Below are 20,429 nucleotides of genomic sequence, written 5' to 3' on the forward strand. Positions count from 1 at the left end.
AATATTTCGACAATAAAACAAGAAGAGAAAAAATAGATTTTCCCCTCTATCTTGATTATAATAAAACTGATGAAAGGAGTCGATAAAAATGGAAAACCCACATATGCAAGAACAAGTATTAGAAGTATTAGATAAATTACGTCCATTCTTACTTCGCGATGGCGGAGACGTTGAATTAGTAGACATTGAAGAAGGTATCGTAAAACTACGCCTTATGGGTGCATGCGGAAGCTGCCCAAGTTCTACAATCACACTAAAAGCTGGTATCGAGCGCGCGTTACTTGAAGAAGTACCAGGCGTTATCGAAGTAGAACAAGTATTTTAATTAAAAGCGGAAGCGGCTCGTTCAAAGTCACTTGCTAAAAGGAGACCAAATTTGGTCTCCTTTTTTTATTCAAATCACATTTATCCGTTAACATCATAAAACAAAATTGGAAATCCCTCTCAAAAAATGCGATAATTAATACTATATAGTGAATCGTTCACACATATAAAGTAAAAAACATAGGGGGACGACAGATGCCAAAAATGGGGAACACTTTTTTAACAATTCAAGAACTAGAAAAGAAAAAAGAATATTTATTAGGCCTTTCATCCGTTATACCAACATGGAATACAAGCTATCAATTTTTATTTAAAGAAATTCAGCAAGAATTATTGGGTAAAGTAAATGAAAAACTCGAAGGGCATCAATTCGTTTTAAATATATGTGCAGATCAGCAGGTAGGGGCATAATGTATTACATAAAATTGTGGTATAAAAAAGAGACCTCCATCGGTCTCTTTTTTATACTTTTAAGATAGCCAATCTAATTTTCTAATCCCGAGCTTATCTACTGGTAAACGAAGTGAACCATAAAAATGCTTCATAAATTGCTCTGAGCGGTTCACATCGTGTAAAATGGCTTCTAAGCGATCTCTATATATGCTTTTTTGTTCTTCGTTTCCAGTTTGGTAATATCGTTCGACCGTTTCAAAATAATGAAGCGGGAACAGGAGCCTTGCAAATAATAAGCGCCAGCCAAATGAGGATAGCGAATAATTCCGTTCATAATCCGTAACAAATTGAACGATTGTTTGCTCCCAGTCTTTCTTTTTTTCTATCGTCATATGGCGGATCCATTCTGCAATATCTCGACTCGGGTGATCATACACCCAATCAAAAGGAAGTTTGAGACGCTTCGTTTGATGCCATAATAAAGGTGTGAATCGTTCTTGGCAAATTGTTGCTGCATCCGTTAGTTGCGGCGTATCATCCATTTCTGTATCGACAACATATTGAATGGCATTTTCTGCAACTCCTAAGTAATACGGGAAGGATTCAATAAACAATTGATCGAATACATCTGAAGGGTGGTTCATCACTTGTGATTGCCAAAACTTTTCTAATTGATCGAGCCTTTTTTCCCATAACGCTTTCCATTCACCAATTCGGCTTAATTGCTCAATTTCTTCTGGAAAGAATGCACCTCGTTTATGGAATATAGAAAGCTCACTTCCTAATGACATAGCATGTCGTTCTAACGTGCGCATACCTTTTAATAAGCAGTAATTTTGTTCTTCTATCTCACTTACATAGTAGCCGTGTATAGTCGGAACGAAAGTCGCTACAGTTATATCCCCTTGCTGGTTCATATAATCACTGAGCTTTTTCATCTCTACAAGTACTTCTTCCTCCATTTCTCCAATTGGAACAAGTACATAAATTTTGTTGCGAATCCAAAAGCTTTTATAGGGGCCAAGGGGGATTAATTCTTTAACATGCATGTGATAATGCTCATAAATATGCTGAATCATCGCAGTCGCCACCTATGGTTTTTCTTTATATATATGAGCTTGTGCTCGCCTTTCATTCCTATGCACATGATAAAGCAACGAAACGTATACAAATACTAAAAAGAAAAAAAGGTGATAAACATGAAAGAATCAAATCAACTACAAGAAAGAGCATTAAAACTATTACAAGAACGCGGTGTAACAATTGACGATATTGCTGAACTTGTTCATTTTCTTCAAAAAAAATATCATCCAAATTTAGAGATGTCAGAATGCCGTTACAATGTAGAACGTGTACTATCAAAACGTGAAGTACAAAACGCACTGATTACTGGTATCGAGCTTGATGTCCTTGCTGAAAAGGGAATGCTAAGTGAACCGTTACAAGATATTGTAAAACGTGACGAAGGCTTATACGGAATTGATGAAGTTATCGCACTTTCTATCGTGAATGTGTACGGCTCTATCGGTTTCACGAACTTTGGATATATTGATAAATTAAAACCTGGTATTTTAGAATACTTAAATGATAAATCAACTGGAAAGGTGCACACGTTCCTTGATGATATCGTTGGCGGAATCGCTGCCGCTGCTTCAAGCCGTTTAGCGCACCGAGCTGAGCACTCAGAATAATAGTGTTTTCTAGGCCGTCAGGTTCATGCTGACGGTCTTTCATATTCCATCAGCATAAATTCTCTTCCGCGACTCAAAAAAATAGGCCCTTGCTTAAATCCGATATTTTTATATAACGTAATCGCTCTTGTATTAAATGTCGCTACGCTTAATCGAAACATTTTTGCATTAAACTCTTTCGTGGCAAACGCTATTCCAGCTTGGAAGAATTCTTTCCCCATTCCTTTCCCGGTTAACGCCGGCTTCATGCCAAGTCCGGTATCAATCACATCTTCTCCACCATATAAATGAGCATCTCTTCCACCTGGTACTTGTGCATTTGCTCCAAAACAAAAATAACCGATGAAGTCTCCTTGATCATCACAACAGCCATAATACGTTCCATCTAATAGCTCTTCCATTACTTCTTTCTCGCCTGAAAAACTATATAAATTATATGGTTCCTCGTACGTCCAAGTATTTATCTCATTTGCTTCTTCCTCTGTTAATTTATGTATATCCACTTTCTCTTTCCCCCTATTATATTTCTATTAACAATATTCGATATTCATCTTATAATTCATCTTTCTCAATATATTTTTTTAATTTCTTGCTTCATTTTTATGGAAGATTTTTCTTATTATGTTACGATTAAACAGAATCATTATAAATAAGGTGGTGACAATTTGAATTACTTTTCTTATCTCTCCTCAGAAGAACGGCAAAATTTTTTCTATAAAGAACCTCTTAATTTTTCAAAAAATATAGGAAAAGAACAACTAGCTTACGCACTAGGCGCTACACTATATACTCCTGGCACGAAAGAAACGATTGCGGAAGATATAATTAGCAGGAAACATGTGGATGCTATCTCAATTATTCTTTGTCTAGAGGACGCTATAAGCGATGAGGAAGTAAAACTTGCAGAGCAAAACATCGTCGTTCAAATACAGCAAATCGCTAACTTAGTCAGTGCCAACATACTAAATCAAGCAGACATCCCACTCCTTTTTATTAGAGTTCGACAGCCAAGTCAAATGAAGAAAATTGTTACTGAATTAGGTAGTGCCGTTCATTGTTTATGTGGTTTTGTCTTTCCAAAATTCACACCGATTAACGGAAAGACTTATATCGATCAGCTTGCATATATAAACGAGTTATACTCATTATCGTTATATGGCATGCCGATTTTAGAATCACCCGAAATTATGTATAAGGAAACACGGGCAGAATCATTATTACAAATAAAGGATTTACTAGATTCTTATCACGATTACATCTTAAATGTACGTATTGGTGCTACTGATTTTTCAAGTATATTTAGTATTCGGCGTAATAAATACACACCTATCTATCATATTACTGTTGTCCGTGATTGTATTTCAGACATTATTAACGTTTTCTCAAGGGCAACAAATGAATATATTATTTCAGGATGTGTATGGGAATATTTTTCTAATGATTATGAAGAAGGGCTTATTCAAGAGGTATCACTTGACCATGCAAATGGCTTAATCGGAAAGACAGTTATTCACCCATCTCATATTAAAGTTGTACAGGCAATGCACATTGTCACAATGGAAGATTATTTAGATGCGAGATTAATTTTACAAAATGCAGATACGTATAATGGAGTGCTAAAAAGCAGTTTTTCTAACAAAATGAATGAAGTAAAACCTCATTATGGGTGGGCTCGCAAAACCATTTTAAAATCTAATATTTACGGGGTGCTACATGAAAACAAACAATTCACCGATCTCCTTATTACAAACGCAAAGCAACACGTATAACGTTTTAAATAATATACAAGTTCATGTAGAAGTACGTGATAATCCATATAATTTAGCGCTAGACAATCTTTTTCAAATGGCTGCGAGAATAAATAAGAAACGTAGTTTTTTATTTGTGAGTACAATCCTTGGAAAGCATCTTCCTATTAAACCTGCAGTCTCTCTATCAAGTGGAGTTGCTCTCGCTGCAAGATATATGGAAATACTACATAATATTTCTCATCCATTTCAAAAAGAAATTTTAAATCTCATTTCATTAGAAATTGATGAAATCCCAGAGGAAGTATTTCGTTATCAATATCCTCTGCAAGAAGAAGTTTTGTTCATCGGATTCGCTGAAACAGCGACATCACTTGGTCATTCTATGTTTCAATGCTTTCAAAATGCAAAGTATGTACATACAACTAGGGAATCGATACCCCACCTAGAATCTGTCATTACATTTGAGGAAGAACATTCTCATGCAACATCACACCGTTGTTATGTAGATGAAAGCTTTTTTCAAAACAACAATCCAATTGTTCTCGTAGATGATGAGATGACAACAGGAAAAACAGCATTAAATATTATTAGATCTATTCAAAATAAATTCCCACGAGAAGAATATATAATTGCTTCTTTGTTAGACTGGCGTTCTCATACTAATAGAAAACAATTTAAACAATTAGAAGAAGAACTTCAAATTAAGGTTCATGTTATTTCTTTATTAGAAGGCAGTATTCATACAACTGGCCAACCATTAAATATTGCAAAAAAAGAGATTCAAATTGAAGAAACAAAACCTGATTTCAAAAAACATACCCTTACCTGCCTAAAATCACCCTATACATCAAATTATATAAAATATACTGGGCGATTTGGCATTTCAGCATATGAACAAAAGCACATTCATTCTTTCGCCCAAGAAGCAGGAAAAACTTTAAAAAGAGAAAGAATGGGAAAACGAACACTCTGTCTCGGAACGGGTGAATTTATGTATATCCCAATGAAAATTGCTGCTGAAATGGGTGAAAATATTTTATATCAATCTACAACAAGAAGCCCTATCCATCCTGTTTCAAATGATGTGAACTACGCCATTCATAATCATTTCTCATATCCAAGTCCTGAAGATCCTACTATAACAAATTACTTTTATAATATTTCACCTCATGATTACGATGAAGCATTTGTTTTCATTGAGCGTGATTTAGGGGAAGAAGCCCTATCTCCTCTTCTACAGCAGTTACAAACAGTTATTCCTTTTATTCATATCGTCTCATTTTCAAATAGCATAGAAAAGGAAGGTTGATAATTATGGTAAAAGTAAATTCTCATATTAGTAGTTACAATCCAAATGATGCTATTTTTCTATTAAAAGATATTAGTGATTTAATGAAAGAAAGTTCCACGGAAACTAGAGAACAAGCAATTCAAGCTGGCACACATTATTCCGAAATGTTACCAATGGAATATAAACCCTCTAAAGCGTATATGGATTTATTCTTTTCTTCCCTGCAACAATACAAACACAAACTAGCCATCGCTGTTGGAGTTGTCGCCGAACAGATTATACAAACTAAAGGAACTAACCTTGTCCTCGTTTCATTAGCTCGTGCTGGTACACCTATTGGCATTCTTATCAAACGCTACATACGCTATCAATACAACCTTGATGTACCTCACTATTGTATTTCTATTGTTCGCGGACGCGGTATTGATGAAAATGCACTCCATTATATTTTGGAACATCACCCTAAAGAAACAATTCAATTCATTGATGGGTGGACTGGAAAAGGTGCAATAAAAAAAGAATTAGAATATGCAGTACACACATTTAACGAACGAAATAATACACACATTTCTCATTGTATGGCTGTGCTTGCTGATCCCGGTTACTGTACTTCAATTTACGGTACACGTGAAGATTTTCTTATTCCTAGCGCTTGCTTAAATGCAACAGTCTCTGGACTCATTAGCCGCACTGTACTAAATGACACCTATATCGGTCCAAATGATTTTCATGGTGTTAAATATTATAAAGAGCTAGAACAAGAAGACTTATCAAATTTATTCATTGATGAGGTAACAGATTTATTCCCTTCTGTTCATTCTCATATAGATAATCAATTACGTTATATTACTTCAACTTACACTGATCCCTCTTGGCAAGGATTAAAAGATATACAGTCTATCCAAAATTACTTTGAAATTGACGATATTAACTTAATCAAACCAGGAGTGGGCGAAACAACTCGTGTATTACTCCGGAGAATACCGTGGAAAATTTTAATACGTAAGCAAAACAATCCCGATTTAAAGCATATTTTACTTCTTGCTAAAGAAAAGAATGTCCCTATTGAAATCTATGAGAATATGGCTTATTCATGTTGCGGGCTCATTAAGCCTCTTAAGAGGGAAACGATATGATTTTCGCCAGTGATCTTGATCAGACGCTTATTTATTCCCGGAAATCGTTTCGTGCCCCTATAGAAGATGAATCAATTCAACTCATTGAAACTTTAGATGGGAAAGAAATTTCTTTCATATCACATAAAACCATTTCACTACTAAAAAAATTGCAACTGCACTCACATTTCATCCCAGTTACAACAAGAACTATTGAGCAGTTTCAGCGTATTTCTTTATTCCAAGACGAAATCATTCCCGAATACGCCATTACAAGTAACGGCGGTAATATCCTTCATAACGGTAAACAAGATGGTACTTGGAACAGGATAGTAAAAGAAAGACTATCGTTTGAATGTATAGAGGGAAACGACATACTAAAGGAATTTGGACAAATAGCTCATAAAGATTGGGTTATATCACAAAAAACAGCTGATGATCTATTCCATTATTGCATTATTAAACGGGAGAACATTCCTTATGATGAATTATCATCCTTCACTTCCTGGTTAGACAAACAAGGCTGGAATCATTCACTTCAAGGTAGAAAGCTATACTTTGTACCAAAACCAATTAACAAATGGGACGCCGTGCAATATATAAAAGAAATTTTGCAAATAGATACGATTATTACAGCTGGGGATTCTTTACTTGATTTATGCATGCTTGAAAAGGCGAACCATGCCTTCGCACCACTTCATGGTGAGTTAGGGGCAATGCATGATAACTTACAACCTCATATTTTAAAAACAGACGCAATCGGCATATATGCCGCAGAAGAAATCGTAAATAAATCACTTCAAATTATTCACAGTTCATTACCTACCTCATGATCATAATATGCACAATTGCATACGCACCACAATTAAACAAATGGTACAATCTATTTGAATCGCTGTTGCTACACTTCTTGATTAAAGAAAAGGCGTTAACACGGAAATTAGCGTCTTATCAACCTCAAGCAATTGGCACATTTTGTCATCTTAAAAGACACTCCACGAGTGTCTTTTTTTCTATATCCAACAAGGACTTACTCATTTCAAAGTATAAATACATAAAATAATGTAAATCATTACACGCATGAATCACTTTCTAAAAGTTATAAAGTAGATTCAAAATAAAAAAGCACTCTTAACTAGAGTGCTTTTTACTTTCAAACAAGGGGGCTACATATATGGATAGTACTCTCGTATTTAACTTCGGCATTGGTATTGTCATTATTTTATTTGTCTTTTTTGTACTTTGTATGAGCGGGGTATAAAAAGGCGATTTTCGGGCGTCTTTTTATACATACATATGTATTACTTGACTTCTATAAAGGTAGTAACCATAATAGTTACAGATATACAAATAACTATTCACATATCCACAAATAGGAGGAAGAAAAATGAAACATGTAATCGTTTATGCACACCCGAATACAGAAAGCTTCAACCATGCGATTTTAGAAACGGTAAAAAGTGAATTAGAAGGAAAAGGTCACGAAGTACGCGTTCGCGATCTATACGAATTAAACTTTAATCCAGTATTAGGCGCTTCCGATTTCATCTCATTTTCTAAAGGAAATACACCAGAAGATATTAAAGAAGAACAAGAGCATATCTCTTGGGCTGACAGCATTACATTTATTTATCCAGTTTGGTGGGCGGGACTTCCTGCTATTTTAAAAGGATACGTTGACCGTGTGTTTAGCCATGGATTTGCTTATGCTTACGGTGAAAACGGTATTGAAAAGTTATTAAGCGGTAAAAAAGGATTGTTATTATCTACAATGGGTAATACGAAAGAGGCATACACAGCAGGCGGCATGTTTGATGCAATGAAGAAAACAGCGGATGTTGGTATTTTTGAATTTACAGGCATTGAAACAATTGAGCATACATTCTATACAAGTGTTCCTTCTGTGGATAACAGTGTGCGTAAGCAATATCTTGAAGAGGTTAAAGACGTTGTGAATCGTGCGTTCTAATAAAATTATATCAGTGATTTTCTAAATATATCAGCGCAACTCATATTATATCAGCGATTTTCTAAATATATCGGCGCAACTCAGATTATATCGGCGATTTTTCAAATATATCGACTTACCGACAAAAATCGACACTAGTCACAACTGAATGTTAGCCCACACCAATCGGGCTGCCCGCAAATATTAGAAAAAAAGCTGTTCCAAAGTTTGGAACAGCTTTCTTCATTACATCTTCTCAATCCACTCCGTCAAGTTATGAACAACTTGCGTTGGTTGTACTTCATATTCTGTTAACTTCTCCACAGTTGTGACTCCAGTGTGGACAAGAAGGGTATGCATGCCAGCATTTATTCCTGCTAAAATGTCTGTATCGTAGTTATCCCCAACCATTAATGCTTCATTTTTTTCTATGCCAAGTACTTTTAAAGCTTGTTCCATAATGATTGATTCTGGTTTTCCGATAAAGATTGGATCCACACCTGTTGATACTGCTACAACTGATGTTAATGAACCATTACCTGGTAATAATCCTCGCTCAGTTGGGATGGCAATATCCCCATTTGTAGAAATAAACGTCGCGCCATTACGCACAGCAAGACACGCTTTTGCTAACTTTTCATATGTGATGTCACGATCTAAACCAACAACAACGAAATCAGGATTTTCATCCACAAGTTCAAATCCTTTTTCCACAAGTGCATCGTGTAAGCCTTCTTCACCAATCATATATACAGTTGCGTCTTGTTTACGTTCATAAATGAAGTTCGCAGTCGCCATACTCGTTGTGAATACTTGCTCTGCTTTCGCTGGAATATCGAAACGAACAAGTTTTTCTGCCACTTGTTCTGGTTTACGCGTTGAGTTATTCGTAACGAATAAATAAGGAATGCCGCGCTCTCCTAATGCTTTTACGAAGTCGCTTGCCTCTTCAATTTGTTCTTCTCCGCGATACATCGTACCGTCTAAGTCAATTAAGTAACCTTTATACATTGATTATGTCTCTCCTTCTATGCTAACGTTCTCACCTTATCATACCACTCTTATATTACCCGCTTTTTCCAAAGAAAAAAACGCTTTACCTAAAAGCGCCCCATAACGTTCATTTTTTCTCTTTTACTTGGTAAGAACAACTACAATCGCCCTCACACATATTTGCTAACGTCTTTACATCTGCTCCTGCAAATAAACGCTTATACATCTCTTTTTCATCTTCACATACTTGCGGGAATCTCTCTGCAATTTCCTTTAACGGACAGTTTTGTTTTTCAATTACGAAAGAATTCTCTCCATCTCTCTTTATTTGAACCATATAACCGTTTTTCTCTTGCATAGCTGCTATCTCTTGCACTTTATATGCTAAATTCTTTTGATTACTCACTCTCTTTTGTAACTGTTCTTCCATTCGCTTCGTTCTCTCTTTTAAAACGTAACGAAGTATTTTTTCATCACCCATTCGAGCTAAATCTTCTAGCATATCAATTGCAAATTGCTTATACTCTTTCGGGAATGTATCTTCTCCCTTTTCACTTAATCCATACAAATAAGTTGGTCTTCCGACATGTTGCCTTACCATCTTAGAATAAATGAGTCCGTCTTTCTCAAGATTACTTAAATGTCTTCGGATCGCCATTTCTGTAATCTCTAAAACGTCAGCTAGTTCAGCTACCGTGTACTCTCCCTTTACTTTCAACAATTGTACAATTTCGTCTTTCGTAGTACGTGCTTCCCCCATACTTCACCCTTCTCCCTTTTCTTTCTCACATACAATATAAGATCCCCAAAAGGCATTCTCTGGGGATCTTATAAGCATAATTATTCTGGTACAAATGCAGATACAGGTCCTAATTCCTTTTCTAAATAACTGCGAACATTTGCTGGGTATTTCTCTACCACTGCAATATGTTTTTGAATCGTCTTATATAATTCATCATGATTCATTTGAATATAGTCTTGCGTAAGCATTTTTCGAAGAAGGATAATTTCTTTCATCCCTTGTCCATCTTCTTCACTTATCACTCGCTCGTCCATTAAAATATCAATAATATCTTCATAGCTTCCTGGATCGCGCATAATAAATCCATCAATCATCGCATTCCCGGCATCTAATACACAATCAATAATAAGATGGGCTATGCGCTCTAATGCGTAAAATTCAAACTCGGTTTCATATATCTTTTTCTCTTGAAATGTACTTGTTGCTCGTTCTAAACATACTAGCATTTGTTCTATTTTCTTTCTGTCTACAAAATACATGAATGTCACCTACCTGGAAATTAAAGCATTTACATTTTAATTGTAACGCTTTCTTCTGAAAAAATCGACAATTTTTCGAATTCACCTTTTCTCCGTTATTTGTTATAGTTATATTTGTATGATTTTTGAAATTGGAGGAATGGAATCTTGGAACGTGAACTCGCACTAGAAATTGTCCGTGTAACAGAAGCAGCAGCCTTAGCATCCGCACAGTGGATGGGCCGCGGAAAGAAAAATGAAGCAGATGATGCAGCAACTACAGCAATGCGTGATATGTTCGATTCAGTAAACATGGCAGGTACAGTTGTAATTGGTGAAGGAGAACTTGATGAAGCACCGATGTTGTATATTGGTGAAGAACTAGGAACAGGTAACGGTCCAGAAGTAGACATCGCCGTTGATCCATTAGAAGGTACAAACATCGTTGCAAAAGGTCTTGCAAATGCAATGGCAGTTATTGCAATCGCAGACAAAGGGAACCTTCTTCATGCTCCTGATATGTACATGGAAAAAATCGCGGTTGGTCCAAAAGCAGCTGGTAAAATTAGCTTAGATGATCCAATTGAAAAAACAATTGAAATTGTAGCAGAAGCTAACAATAAAAAGATTCGCGATCTAACAGTTATCGTTCAAGAACGTGAACGTCATCAAGATATTATTGACCGTGTTCGTGCAAAAGGTGCACGCGTAAAATTATTTGGTGACGGTGATGTTGGTGCGTCAATCGCAACAGCACTACCTGGAACGGGTATCGACTTATTCGTAGGTATTGGCGGAGCTCCAGAAGGTGTTATTTCTGCAGCAGCATTAAAATGCCTTGAAGGTGAAATGCAAGCTCGTTTAGTTCCAATGAACGAAGAAGAAGAAGCTCGTTGTCGTGAAATGGGATTAGAAGATCCTCGTCAACTTCTTATGTTAGATGACTTAGTATCTGGGGATGATGCAATCTTCTCAGCAACTGGTGTATCTGCTGGTGAGTTATTAGACGGTGTTAAATTCCTTGGTGGAGATTTAGCTGAAACATACTCTATCGTAATGCGTTACAAAACAAGAACAGTACGATTCATTAAAACGCATCACCATTTAGATCATAAACCACACTTAAACTTAGATATTTAATAAAGGAGCCATGTGTATGGAAGAACGTTTCTTTCTGTACGACGATACTGTCGCTACAAAAACTCGTTTCGTTAGCTTTATGGGAGAAAATGAGCGTCACGATTTAGCGCTATTATACTCCGATCGTCATTACGGTAAAACAATTGTCCTTGATATGCAACGCAATAAATTTGCAATCATCGGTGCTGACGATTTAAACGAACCAGGCTACTTAGAGCACGCATTTTCTATGACTGAAGAAATTGCAGAAGAACTACGCTCATTTTTATTTGAACTTATATAATTTATCTTAGGCACCAGCTGTTTTAGCTGGTGTTTTTTCATTGTAAGTATTTTTAATTTTCAAACTAATATGTTATAATTAAGAATAAATCTATTTGGATAGAAAGGACGTTATCTACGTATGCCAACATTTACTTTGTAATGGACCAGCAATTGGATAGCATTACTCTCAAAAAAGCACCACGCTTTTTCAAGGGAGTAGTCTGCCCATTCCCATTACAAAGGAACGTAACGCATCTGTAGTATGATGTTTACGGAGGTTCCTAAGGGAACCTCCTTTTATTTTTGTCTTTTTCTCATGTCTTCATACTACAAGACATCCAAATAGCTGTATTACGTTTCTTTGCCACTACTATAAGAGGTGAAGAAAAATGCAGAAAGTACAACTTTCTTGGAGTTTATATGAAAATGAGCAAAACACAATCGAAAAGTATTGTAAAAATTGCAGACGCACTACCTTATTTACTGACACGAATATTCGTAGGCATAACGCCAACGGAAAAAACATATACCGCTTTGCCATTTATAAATGTCCGAAAGATCATACGTGGAATCAAAAACTGCGTATTTATAAATCATTTACTGATCACGTTGAAACAGTCGATATGACGCAGCAAGATCAAGCCGAAACAACTACTACTATTTCCATTATGCAACATAAAGAAAACGGCATAGCTAAAATCACGATCGTATTAGACATCGTTTTCGGTTCCCACCGCATCGATAAAGCCTTATCCACATATATTTCCGACTGGAGCCGTACACTCATTGTGGATAAAATTAAAAATGGGGATATTCAATTGAACGGACAACAAATGAAGCCAAATACAATACTATCTCAAGGAGATTATATCTCGATTTGTTTATAATGCAAAAAATCCTCTTACAATCGTAAGAGGATTTTTTTATTTCTTCACTTTTCGTAATACGAAATGTGCGCAACCGAAGTTACAGTACTCGTATAAATACTCCGTTAACGTACTAATTTTCGTATCATATGTCGCACGCTGGTTACTATCATCAAAGAATCCGCGCAGTCTAAGTTGCTCATATCCCCAGTCTCCAACGATATAATCATATTTATTTAAAATTTCTGCATAGCGCTCTTTAAATGCTTCTTCACTAAAACCGTCACGAAAGTTTTTAATTACTTCGTACTGCACATTATTAATGCTCACCGTAGCATGAATCTCTTGCTTTTGCTCCATCATTAACTTCCTCTCTAAGCATTCTTCTTTTTATCGTATCACAAAGCATAACAACCAACAATTTCAAATACAAAAAATTGCAAATTAGTACATGCTATGGAGAAGGAGGTGATACATCGTGAAAAAACAAATTTTACTTTCCCTTCTCACTATTTCCTTATTTGCAGGCTGCCAATCAGCGAACAAAGCTGAAATGGAACGTGAAGAAGGAAGCCGTGTTCTTGTTTCCAATAAAAATGACATGTATCATACAGAAAATACAAATACACGGCTCACAAAGGTCGGCTATTCATCTAAACAAAAGCATGAAGTATCTAACAAACAAGTAGGAGCCATTAACCGTGAGAAAGTTGCTGAAATGATTACAAGTATGACAGTCAAACTTCCTGACGTTACAAACGCTGCTACGCTCGTTACCGATGATGAAGTATTTGTTGTATACCGTGCAAACACAACGGATCCAAAACTCGTAGCAGATCAAGTATATAGAGCTGCTTTGTCCATCGTCCCTCGCTATTATAAAGCATATGTATCAACAGACCAAAAGTTGATTTCCCAAATTCAAGGTCTTCAATCTGGCGCATTAAATGATACAGAATATACGCAAAGCCTCGATATGCTAAAACGTGAAATGAGTAAAAATCCTCATTTGAACAATACGGGAGATCAGACTTTGAATGATATGATTAAAAAGTAAAACAGGTGGAGAAAATCTCCACCTGTTTTACTTTTTATTTTTTATTACGATTCGCATAAACCTCCATCGCATCACACATAAATTGCGCTAACCCCTCACCAAACTTATCGATATTTTTCGTGAAGCGCTCATCAGCGACGTACATTTGACCGAGTCCTTTAAAAGCATCTAATGAATATGCACCGAAGTTTTGCAAGTAATCGTACCACACTCCAATTGCTTCTTGTGCCTCTTTAGAATCTGGTGCTCCGTGTCTAAGCGCTGCTAAATTTCTATAAATAGCATTAAACTCCTCTTGGTTCTCTTTTGACATACCTTTTGCATATTCGTTCGCTTTATCTACAGCTGCATCTCCCCATTTTTCCCGTGCTTCTTCTTCATATGGGTTATGGCTGAAATCGAATCCTTCAAATTTCTCTTTATTCGTCATTTCAATCTCTCCTTTTGTATGCTGAATTGTTTTATCAATCGTCGCAATCACCTTATCTAATCTAGCACGCTTTTCAAGAAGCATTTTCTTATGAAGCTCTAGTGCCTCTTCGCGATCAAATGATGGACTCATGATAATCTCTTTAATTTTTTTCAAAGGGAAGCCAAGCTCTTTAAAAAACAAAATTTGCTGCAATGTCTCTAAATTTTCATTGGAATACAGACGATATCCAGACTCTGTCGTCTCGTCTGGGGTTAACAACCCAATTTCATCGTAATGATGCAGTGTGCGCACACTAATTCCAACTAAATCAGCTACTTCTTTTACTCTCATTGTCATTTGTATCTCCCCCTTAGTACATACGATAAAGTATGACGCAACGTTAGAGTCAATAAGTAAATTCATTTTATCTTAAAAAGTTTCATCTCTCCTATATTTGATGCATAATAGTTATGTACATATATTAGAAAGCGGTGAAAGTATGGTTTCAAATACTGTAATTGCCAGCATCATCTTTCAACTCATTGTCTCGATTCTGGTCCCAATTATTGTACTCGTTTATTTCCGTAAAAAATATAATATGAATTGGAAAGTGGTCGGCATTGGTGTTCTTATCTTTATCGGATTTACCCAAATTCTTGAAACACCATTCCACCTATTTATGCGCGGTAATCCAACAATCGCTCCATTTTTAGAAAATCCGTTTGTCTTCGCAATTTATGGCGGATTGACTGCTGGTATTTTTGAAGAATTAGGACGCTTCGTTGCCTTCTTCTTCTTACTAAAAAAATATCTAGAATATAAAGATGGCTTCGCTTATGGAATTGGTCACGGCGGAATTGAATCTATTTTAATTGGCGGTTTTTCTGCATTACAAGCATTAATCTTTGCTAATTCTATTAACGATGGTAGCTTCGCTCGACTGATTGAACAAAAACCCGAGCTGAGCATTTTACAGGACATGTTAATTCAGCAACCTGCCTACTTATACTTCCTTGGTAGCTTAGAAAGAATTATGGCACTCGTGCTTCAAATTGCCTTTACAATGCTTGTTTTATACGCAGTAAAACAGAAGAAATATATCTTCCTAGTATACGCTATACTATTCCACGCATTTGTAGACTTTTTCGCGGCACTTTACCAAACAAAAACAATCAATATCTTCGTTGCAGAAGGAATTACACTTCTTTGTACAATTGGCGCTGTCGTTCTTATTCGCAAAATGAAAGCGAAATTAATGAGTGTACCGGAGTAAAAAATAAACCACCGATTGGTGGTTTATTTTTTATGGATTGTCGCAATGATGATAGCTTTTTCCTTCTTGCAGCTCCCTCTTTGTTTCTGCATCTATAACGATATATTTATGAAACTCTTCTACTTCATTTTGAGAAAAGGAAGCAAAAAAATAAACTTGGCGATCAGGATGAACAAAAAAATCTTGAAGCATCACACTACTCCGACAACCCACGGCTGTTTTTTGTAGGAAAGAAAATTCTTCATCGGGCACTTCTTTAAATAAGATTTTTTTTCGAACACTATATGCTGCATTATTGTATTCTTTATAGATTTTCTTATCTAACTGTTTATAAAAAATATCCTCACTCACAAATGACTTATTTCGATTGCTTGGATAATTTACTTTTTGATTCGACTCTGCATAAGTTGTGGACAAGTGTATAAAAAAACAAAGACTAACTACAATACATATCATTTTATTCATGATTGCACCTCAAATGTTCATTATCCACATTACTTTTCCACATATTTAAATCCATATGCCGTTTTACAAGAAAAAGGAATTATTTCCACATTTGTCGAAGTATATAGCGTCAACTTGAAAGATGGGGATGAATTATGAAGAAAATTATTGTAATACGACATTGTTCAGCAACTGGGCAAAAACGTGATGCTGAATTAACGACCGATGGAAAAGACCAAGCAAATACCCTTGCTACATTCCTCTTAGAAAATCATCTACAAATCGATCATATTATTTCAAGCCCATTTGTCCGAGCTATCGATTCCATTCGGCCCTATGCGCTCCAAGCTAACTTATCTATCCAAGAAGATGAACGATTAACTGAACGCATATTGAGCAACGTTCCAATGGATGATTGGATGCAAAAACTAGAATCTACTTTTACAAATATAGATATTGCCTTTTCAGGCGGAGAGTCAACAAAACAAGCAACAGACCGTGCCATATCGCTTATTCAAGACGTTTTACAATTAAACCATACAACAACACTACTTGTTACACATGGCAATTTACTTACGCTCATTTTAAAGCATTTTAATCATACGATTGGCTTTAATGAATGGAGAACTTTAACGAATCCTGATATTTACGAAATTACAATCGACGAACAATGTATCATAAAACGCTTATGGGAAGCATCGTCCAAGTAATATCCCTTTCCAAAACATTCAGTTGACGCCACGAGAAGAAACTGTACTAATAATAGAAAGGGGTATCACTCCATATGTACGAAGATGTACTTGCTCTACTACATAAAACAAATGTTTCTTATGAAAAATTTGAACACGAACCAGTACTCGATTATGAGACAGATCGGATTGTACGTGAGAGACTCGGCTTACAAGGCACTCCAAGTAAAAGCTTATTTTTAAAATCAAAGTCTGGAGATTATTACGTATTTTTTACGTTAGAGGGCACAAGGCTCAACCGGGGAGAGATGAAAGAACTAACAGGAGAACGCTTATCTCTCTGTTCTCCTGATGAACTGCGAGACAAAACTGGTTGTACGCCGGGATGTGTGGCTCCTTTCGGATATTCACACGATGTAACAATTATTGTGGATAACGCTATTTATACGTACGATAAAATTTTAATTACACCTGGTGTACCTGAATTTACAATTGAATTATCCACAGAAGAATTAAAAAAGATTTTATTAACATGTCCAAATACCGTTTTAGAGTATAAACAAAAAGAGAGCTAATCGTTAGCTCTCTTTTTTCATTATTTAGCTTCTGCTGTTTTTTCTTTTGCAGAACGTACTTGCTCGTCCGCATGGTAAGAAGAACGCACAAGTGGGCCAGCTTCACAGTGGCTAAATCCTTTGCTAAGTGCAATTTCTTTAAGCTCTGCAAATTCTGCTGGTGGGTAATATTTAAGAACTGGTAAGTGCTTCTTAGATGGTTGTAGGTATTGCCCAAGAGTTAAAATATCCACATTGTTTGCACGTAAGTCATCCATTGCTTCAATTAAATCTTCTCTCGTTTCACCTAAGCCCACCATAATGCTCGATTTAGTTGGAATATCAGGCTGCATTTCTTTCGCTCGACGTAAAAACTCTAATGAACGTTCATATTTTGCTCTAGCGCGAACTCGGTCAGATAATCGACGTACTGTTTCAATGTTATGGTTTAAAATATCTGGTTTTGCATCCATTAACATTTTTAAGTTTTCTTCTACTCCACCCATATCAGATGGTAATACTTCGATAGACGTGAATGGGTTTTTACGACGTACTGCTCGTACTGTTTCAGCAAAAACAGCTGCTCCCCCGTCCTTTAAATCATCACGTGCAACCGCTGTTATAACAACGTGCTTTAAGCCCATTTGTACTACTGAATCTGCCACGCGTTCTGGTTCTTGTAAATCAAGCTCAGTTGGTAAGCCTGTTTTAACCGCACAAAAACGACAAGCACGTGTACAAACCGCACCTAAAATCATAAATGTTGCTGTTTTTCTTACAGCCCAGCATTCATGAATATTCGGACATTTTGCTTCCTCACAAACTGTATGAAGATTTTTAGAACGCATCATTTTCTTTAAGCCTGTATAGTTTTCATTCGTGTTTAACTTAATTTTCAACCATTCGGGCTTGCGCTTATATTCTGTTTGTTTTGTCATGGTTATCAACTCCGCACAATATGAAATAGTTTACCGTGTTCGCTTCTTTCAATGTAACATATCTATTCTAACGTATGAAAGCGATTTGCTCAAATGAAGATTCTAAGATTTTTTCCAATCGTTCCCTATAATGAAATACTCCGTATATCCCACACTAAAAAGAGTGATGTTGTGAAAGGAGTCTATTTCATGCTTCGAAAAATTTCTCTTTTGCTTTCTATTTGTTTTCTTCTCCACCAAAACATCGCTTACGGTGAAGATAATCAGCAAAGCATATACGAAAAGCGCATGGCACTATATAAAGAAACCGAGCAGTCTTCAGGCATTCCATGGTATTACTTAGCTGCAATGGATCAATATGAAAGAAATATACGGAGCGTAAGAAAAGATATTCCGAAAAAACCAGATGCCATCATTTCCCTTTATTTCAAACCAGAAATATGGGCTGGACCTATTAATAGTAACGATACTCTTCCCCATACAATTTCTCTATTTGGCGGAATAGGTTTAGATGGTGACAAAGATGGATTTGCAAATGCAAATAGCGACCGTGATCTTCTGCATACCGCAGCGACTATTTTAAGGAAACAAGGAACATCAGAAGACCGTATTAAAATTATGCTCTGGGAATATTATAGACGTGCCAAAACAGTTGATTTAATTAGCGAATACGCCCAAATTTATAAACATTATGGACGTATTAATTTAGAAGGAAATGCTTTTCCTCTTCCGATCCGTAGTGACCATAGCTACCGTAGTACTTTCGGCGCTGGAAGAAGTTTTGGCGGCAGAAGGATTCATGAAGGAACCGATATTTTTGCCGGATATGGCGTGCCAGTAAGATCGACTTGCTATGGCATTATTGAAACGAAAGGTTGGAACCGCCTTGGTGGATGGCGCATTGGTATTCGCGACCTTCATAACAATTACCATTATTACGCTCATTTAGGCGGGTTTTCAAAAGAAATACAGCTTGGACAAATTATTGAGCCAGGGAAAGTAATCGGATTTGTTGGTAGCACTGGTTATGGACCTCCTGGTACAGCCGGAAAATTTCCGCCCCACTTACATTTTGGCATGTATAAAGACAATGGCTATACAGAATGGGCCTTCGATCCATACATGCATTTAAGCCTTTGGGAGCGCAAAGAACGAGCAAATACAAAACGATAACCGTAGCTGCATTGCTACGGTTATTTTTTATCCAGTAAAAGTCTGACTGAGCCGGGTTTCACTTTATTTACAACTAACTATCTGTTTTCTTTTTATCAGGTACAGCAACACTTCCGCTTCCATAATACGTAGGCACTTCCCCTTGAACGATACGCGTCGCAATCGGAACATTTTGTTTCACCTTTATCTCTTTCGTATGAAATGGAATAATCACTTGCAATGTTACTTCCATTTCCATAACAATTTGAATCGCTGTAGTATTAATCCCATGCGGCTCAATTTTTTGTTTAATATCTGTATTCACATGTCCAACTGGCGTGAAATGAATCGGAATATCTGGTCCTATATTACCAAGAAGTGCATTATCAGTTACACGCCCAAAAGGAACTGCCATAGTCGCGCCGTTTTTTTCAGAAATACCTAGCTCCTTCAACTTCCCTTGTTCTACTTGCTGTAAATATTTTTCTATGTACGTGGTCGTTGATGTTACGATTTCATTTACTTGCTTTGTATTTAAATTAATTGTGGATACTTTTCCGTTTTTATCATTCTGTACTTTCATTAATGAATCTACATCGAATCCTTCATTAATTCGATCCTTTACTGCCTTCGTCATAATTGCCGTCGCCATTTTATGTGTCTCTACTTCCCCATATTTAATTAAGGTCGGTTGAATATTATTATTCACAATCCACAACCCTTGCGTAAGTAATATAACAAAAAGAATAAACGACATAAGCAGTATATACCGAAAGGCAATAGGTCCCCTTCGAAACCGCGAGTTTTTCGAGCGAAATATACTCATAAAAAAACCTCCTTCTTATATCATTTCTATGCAAGAAGGAGGGACGAT

At 36.3% G+C, this 20,429-nt stretch carries 26 protein-coding genes; 16 read left to right on the forward strand and 10 right to left on the reverse strand.

The features are described from left to right. Positions 1–88 precede the first annotated feature (88 nt). Together DN407_RS24525 and DN407_RS24530 are read left to right on the forward strand one after the other, a co-directional pair. Positions 89–325 (forward strand): NifU family protein, encoded by a 237-nt coding sequence (locus DN407_RS24525; RefSeq protein ID WP_000431159.1) that lies wholly within the window; start codon positions 89–91, stop codon positions 323–325. 194 nt (positions 326–519) lie between these two features. Then, the gene (locus tag DN407_RS24530) at positions 520–735 is read left to right on the forward strand and encodes a hypothetical protein (RefSeq protein WP_016118827.1); all 216 of its coding nucleotides are present in this window, start codon (positions 520–522) and stop codon (positions 733–735) included. 59 nt (positions 736–794) lie between these two features. Here the strand turns inward: DN407_RS24530 and yutH are convergent, their stop codons facing one another. Continuing rightward, positions 795–1,796, reverse strand: a complete 1,002-nt coding sequence (yutH, locus tag DN407_RS24535) for a spore coat putative kinase YutH (RefSeq protein WP_000614218.1) — start codon at positions 1,794–1,796, stop codon at positions 795–797. 120 nt (positions 1,797–1,916) lie between these two features. Here yutH and DN407_RS24540 point away from each other — a divergent pair, with 120 nt between their 5' ends. Continuing rightward, on the forward strand, positions 1,917–2,408 hold the full coding sequence (locus DN407_RS24540) for a phosphatidylglycerophosphatase A family protein (protein WP_000665094.1): 492 nt from the start codon (positions 1,917–1,919) through the stop codon (positions 2,406–2,408). Between the two features lie 23 nt (positions 2,409–2,431). On the opposite strand, the gene DN407_RS24545 is transcribed toward DN407_RS24540, so the two are convergent. Next, a complete protein-coding gene (locus tag DN407_RS24545) occupies positions 2,432–2,911 on the reverse strand; it encodes a GNAT family N-acetyltransferase (RefSeq protein WP_016110886.1) in 480 nt (159 codons plus the stop codon). A 162-nt stretch (positions 2,912–3,073) separates the two neighbouring features. On the opposite strand from DN407_RS24545, the gene DN407_RS24550 reads away from it, so the two are divergent. The 5 genes from DN407_RS24550 (at position 3,074) to DN407_RS24575 (ending at position 8,534) form a co-directional block, all read left to right on the forward strand. After that, the gene (locus tag DN407_RS24550) at positions 3,074–4,177 is read left to right on the forward strand and encodes an HpcH/HpaI aldolase/citrate lyase family protein (protein ID WP_098430213.1); all 1,104 of its coding nucleotides are present in this window, start codon (positions 3,074–3,076) and stop codon (positions 4,175–4,177) included. Further along, positions 4,122–5,468, forward strand: a complete 1,347-nt coding sequence (locus tag DN407_RS24555; protein WP_098430214.1) for a phosphoribosyltransferase family protein — start codon at positions 4,122–4,124, stop codon at positions 5,466–5,468. The genes DN407_RS24550 and DN407_RS24555 overlap by 56 nt, the downstream gene beginning before the upstream one ends. 5 nt (positions 5,469–5,473) lie before the next feature. Further along, positions 5,474–6,586: a cysteine protease StiP family protein gene (locus DN407_RS24560; protein ID WP_069605340.1), complete on the forward strand. Its 1,113-nt coding sequence runs from the start codon at positions 5,474–5,476 to the stop codon at positions 6,584–6,586. Further along, the gene (locus DN407_RS24565; protein WP_000575383.1) at positions 6,583–7,398 is read left to right on the forward strand and encodes an HAD family hydrolase; all 816 of its coding nucleotides are present in this window, start codon (positions 6,583–6,585) and stop codon (positions 7,396–7,398) included. Before DN407_RS24560 ends, DN407_RS24565 begins: the two co-directional genes overlap by 4 nt. Before the next feature lie 554 nt (positions 7,399–7,952). Further along, on the forward strand, positions 7,953–8,534 hold the full coding sequence (locus DN407_RS24575) for an NAD(P)H-dependent oxidoreductase (protein WP_000683437.1): 582 nt from the start codon (positions 7,953–7,955) through the stop codon (positions 8,532–8,534). 225 nt (positions 8,535–8,759) lie between these two features. On the opposite strand, the gene DN407_RS24580 is transcribed toward DN407_RS24575, so the two are convergent. The 3 genes from DN407_RS24580 to DN407_RS24590 all read right to left on the reverse strand — a co-directional run bounded on the left by DN407_RS24580 (position 8,760) and on the right by DN407_RS24590 (position 10,787). Next, positions 8,760–9,524 (reverse strand): TIGR01457 family HAD-type hydrolase, encoded by a 765-nt coding sequence (locus DN407_RS24580; RefSeq protein WP_000276467.1) that lies wholly within the window; start codon positions 9,522–9,524, stop codon positions 8,760–8,762. A gap of 109 nt (positions 9,525–9,633) precedes the next feature. Beyond that, a complete protein-coding gene (locus DN407_RS24585; RefSeq protein WP_149216681.1) occupies positions 9,634–10,266 on the reverse strand; it encodes a helix-turn-helix transcriptional regulator in 633 nt (210 codons plus the stop codon). An 80-nt stretch (positions 10,267–10,346) separates the two neighbouring features. Continuing rightward, positions 10,347–10,787 carry a DUF86 domain-containing protein gene (locus tag DN407_RS24590; protein ID WP_000274000.1) on the reverse strand — a complete coding sequence of 147 codons (441 nt, stop codon included), beginning with the start codon at positions 10,785–10,787 and terminating at the stop codon, positions 10,347–10,349. Positions 10,788–10,934: 147 nt separating this feature from the next. Between DN407_RS24590 and glpX the strand changes: the two genes are divergently transcribed. From glpX to DN407_RS24605, 3 genes are all read left to right on the forward strand, one after another. Then, positions 10,935–11,906, forward strand: a complete 972-nt coding sequence (gene glpX, locus DN407_RS24595; RefSeq protein WP_000439090.1) for a class II fructose-bisphosphatase — start codon at positions 10,935–10,937, stop codon at positions 11,904–11,906. A gap of 16 nt (positions 11,907–11,922) precedes the next feature. Beyond that, positions 11,923–12,189, forward strand: a complete 267-nt coding sequence (locus tag DN407_RS24600; RefSeq protein WP_000392606.1) for a DUF3055 domain-containing protein — start codon at positions 11,923–11,925, stop codon at positions 12,187–12,189. Between the two features lie 370 nt (positions 12,190–12,559). After that, positions 12,560–13,057 (forward strand): cytoplasmic protein, encoded by a 498-nt coding sequence (locus tag DN407_RS24605; RefSeq protein WP_087875906.1) that lies wholly within the window; start codon positions 12,560–12,562, stop codon positions 13,055–13,057. A 36-nt stretch (positions 13,058–13,093) separates the two neighbouring features. On the opposite strand, the gene DN407_RS24610 is transcribed toward DN407_RS24605, so the two are convergent. Beyond that, a complete protein-coding gene (locus tag DN407_RS24610) occupies positions 13,094–13,396 on the reverse strand; it encodes a YutD family protein (RefSeq protein ID WP_000435943.1) in 303 nt (100 codons plus the stop codon). 118 nt (positions 13,397–13,514) lie between these two features. Here DN407_RS24610 and DN407_RS24615 point away from each other — a divergent pair, with 118 nt between their 5' ends. Beyond that, positions 13,515–14,093 (forward strand): YhcN/YlaJ family sporulation lipoprotein, encoded by a 579-nt coding sequence (locus DN407_RS24615; protein ID WP_149216682.1) that lies wholly within the window; start codon positions 13,515–13,517, stop codon positions 14,091–14,093. A 34-nt stretch (positions 14,094–14,127) separates the two neighbouring features. Here DN407_RS24615 and DN407_RS24620 read toward each other — a convergent pair whose 3' ends face one another. Then, entirely contained in the window at positions 14,128–14,862 is a 735-nt protein-coding gene (locus DN407_RS24620; protein WP_000178768.1) for a MerR family transcriptional regulator, read from the reverse strand. 100 nt (positions 14,863–14,962) lie between these two features. Between DN407_RS24620 and DN407_RS24625 the strand changes: the two genes are divergently transcribed. Further along, positions 14,963–15,778 carry a YhfC family intramembrane metalloprotease gene (locus DN407_RS24625; RefSeq protein WP_002101508.1) on the forward strand — a complete coding sequence of 272 codons (816 nt, stop codon included), beginning with the start codon at positions 14,963–14,965 and terminating at the stop codon, positions 15,776–15,778. Positions 15,779–15,808: 30 nt separating this feature from the next. Here the strand turns inward: DN407_RS24625 and DN407_RS24630 are convergent, their stop codons facing one another. Continuing rightward, complete coding sequence (locus tag DN407_RS24630) at positions 15,809–16,243, reverse strand: hypothetical protein (protein ID WP_001038438.1); 435 nt, start codon at positions 16,241–16,243, stop codon at positions 15,809–15,811. Between the two features lie 134 nt (positions 16,244–16,377). On the opposite strand from DN407_RS24630, the gene DN407_RS24635 reads away from it, so the two are divergent. Beyond that, positions 16,378–16,932 (forward strand): histidine phosphatase family protein, encoded by a 555-nt coding sequence (locus DN407_RS24635; protein ID WP_000721050.1) that lies wholly within the window; start codon positions 16,378–16,380, stop codon positions 16,930–16,932. Between the two features lie 74 nt (positions 16,933–17,006). Continuing rightward, positions 17,007–17,486, forward strand: coding sequence for a YbaK/EbsC family protein (locus tag DN407_RS24640; RefSeq protein WP_000272747.1), 480 nt, complete (start codon positions 17,007–17,009; stop codon positions 17,484–17,486). A gap of 20 nt (positions 17,487–17,506) precedes the next feature. On the opposite strand, the gene lipA is transcribed toward DN407_RS24640, so the two are convergent. Next, complete coding sequence (lipA, locus tag DN407_RS24645; RefSeq protein WP_000166372.1) at positions 17,507–18,403, reverse strand: lipoyl synthase; 897 nt, start codon at positions 18,401–18,403, stop codon at positions 17,507–17,509. Positions 18,404–18,592: 189 nt separating this feature from the next. Here lipA and DN407_RS24650 point away from each other — a divergent pair, with 189 nt between their 5' ends. Continuing rightward, positions 18,593–19,576, forward strand: a complete 984-nt coding sequence (locus DN407_RS24650; RefSeq protein WP_000944662.1) for a M23 family metallopeptidase — start codon at positions 18,593–18,595, stop codon at positions 19,574–19,576. A gap of 73 nt (positions 19,577–19,649) precedes the next feature. Here DN407_RS24650 and yunB read toward each other — a convergent pair whose 3' ends face one another. After that, on the reverse strand, positions 19,650–20,381 hold the full coding sequence (gene yunB / locus DN407_RS24655; RefSeq protein WP_000021805.1) for a sporulation protein YunB: 732 nt from the start codon (positions 20,379–20,381) through the stop codon (positions 19,650–19,652). Between the last annotated feature and the right edge of the window lie 48 nt (positions 20,382–20,429).

The organism is Bacillus sp. JAS24-2, assembly GCF_008274905.1.
GTDB lineage: Bacteria > Bacillota > Bacilli > Bacillales > Bacillaceae_G > Bacillus_A > Bacillus_A cereus.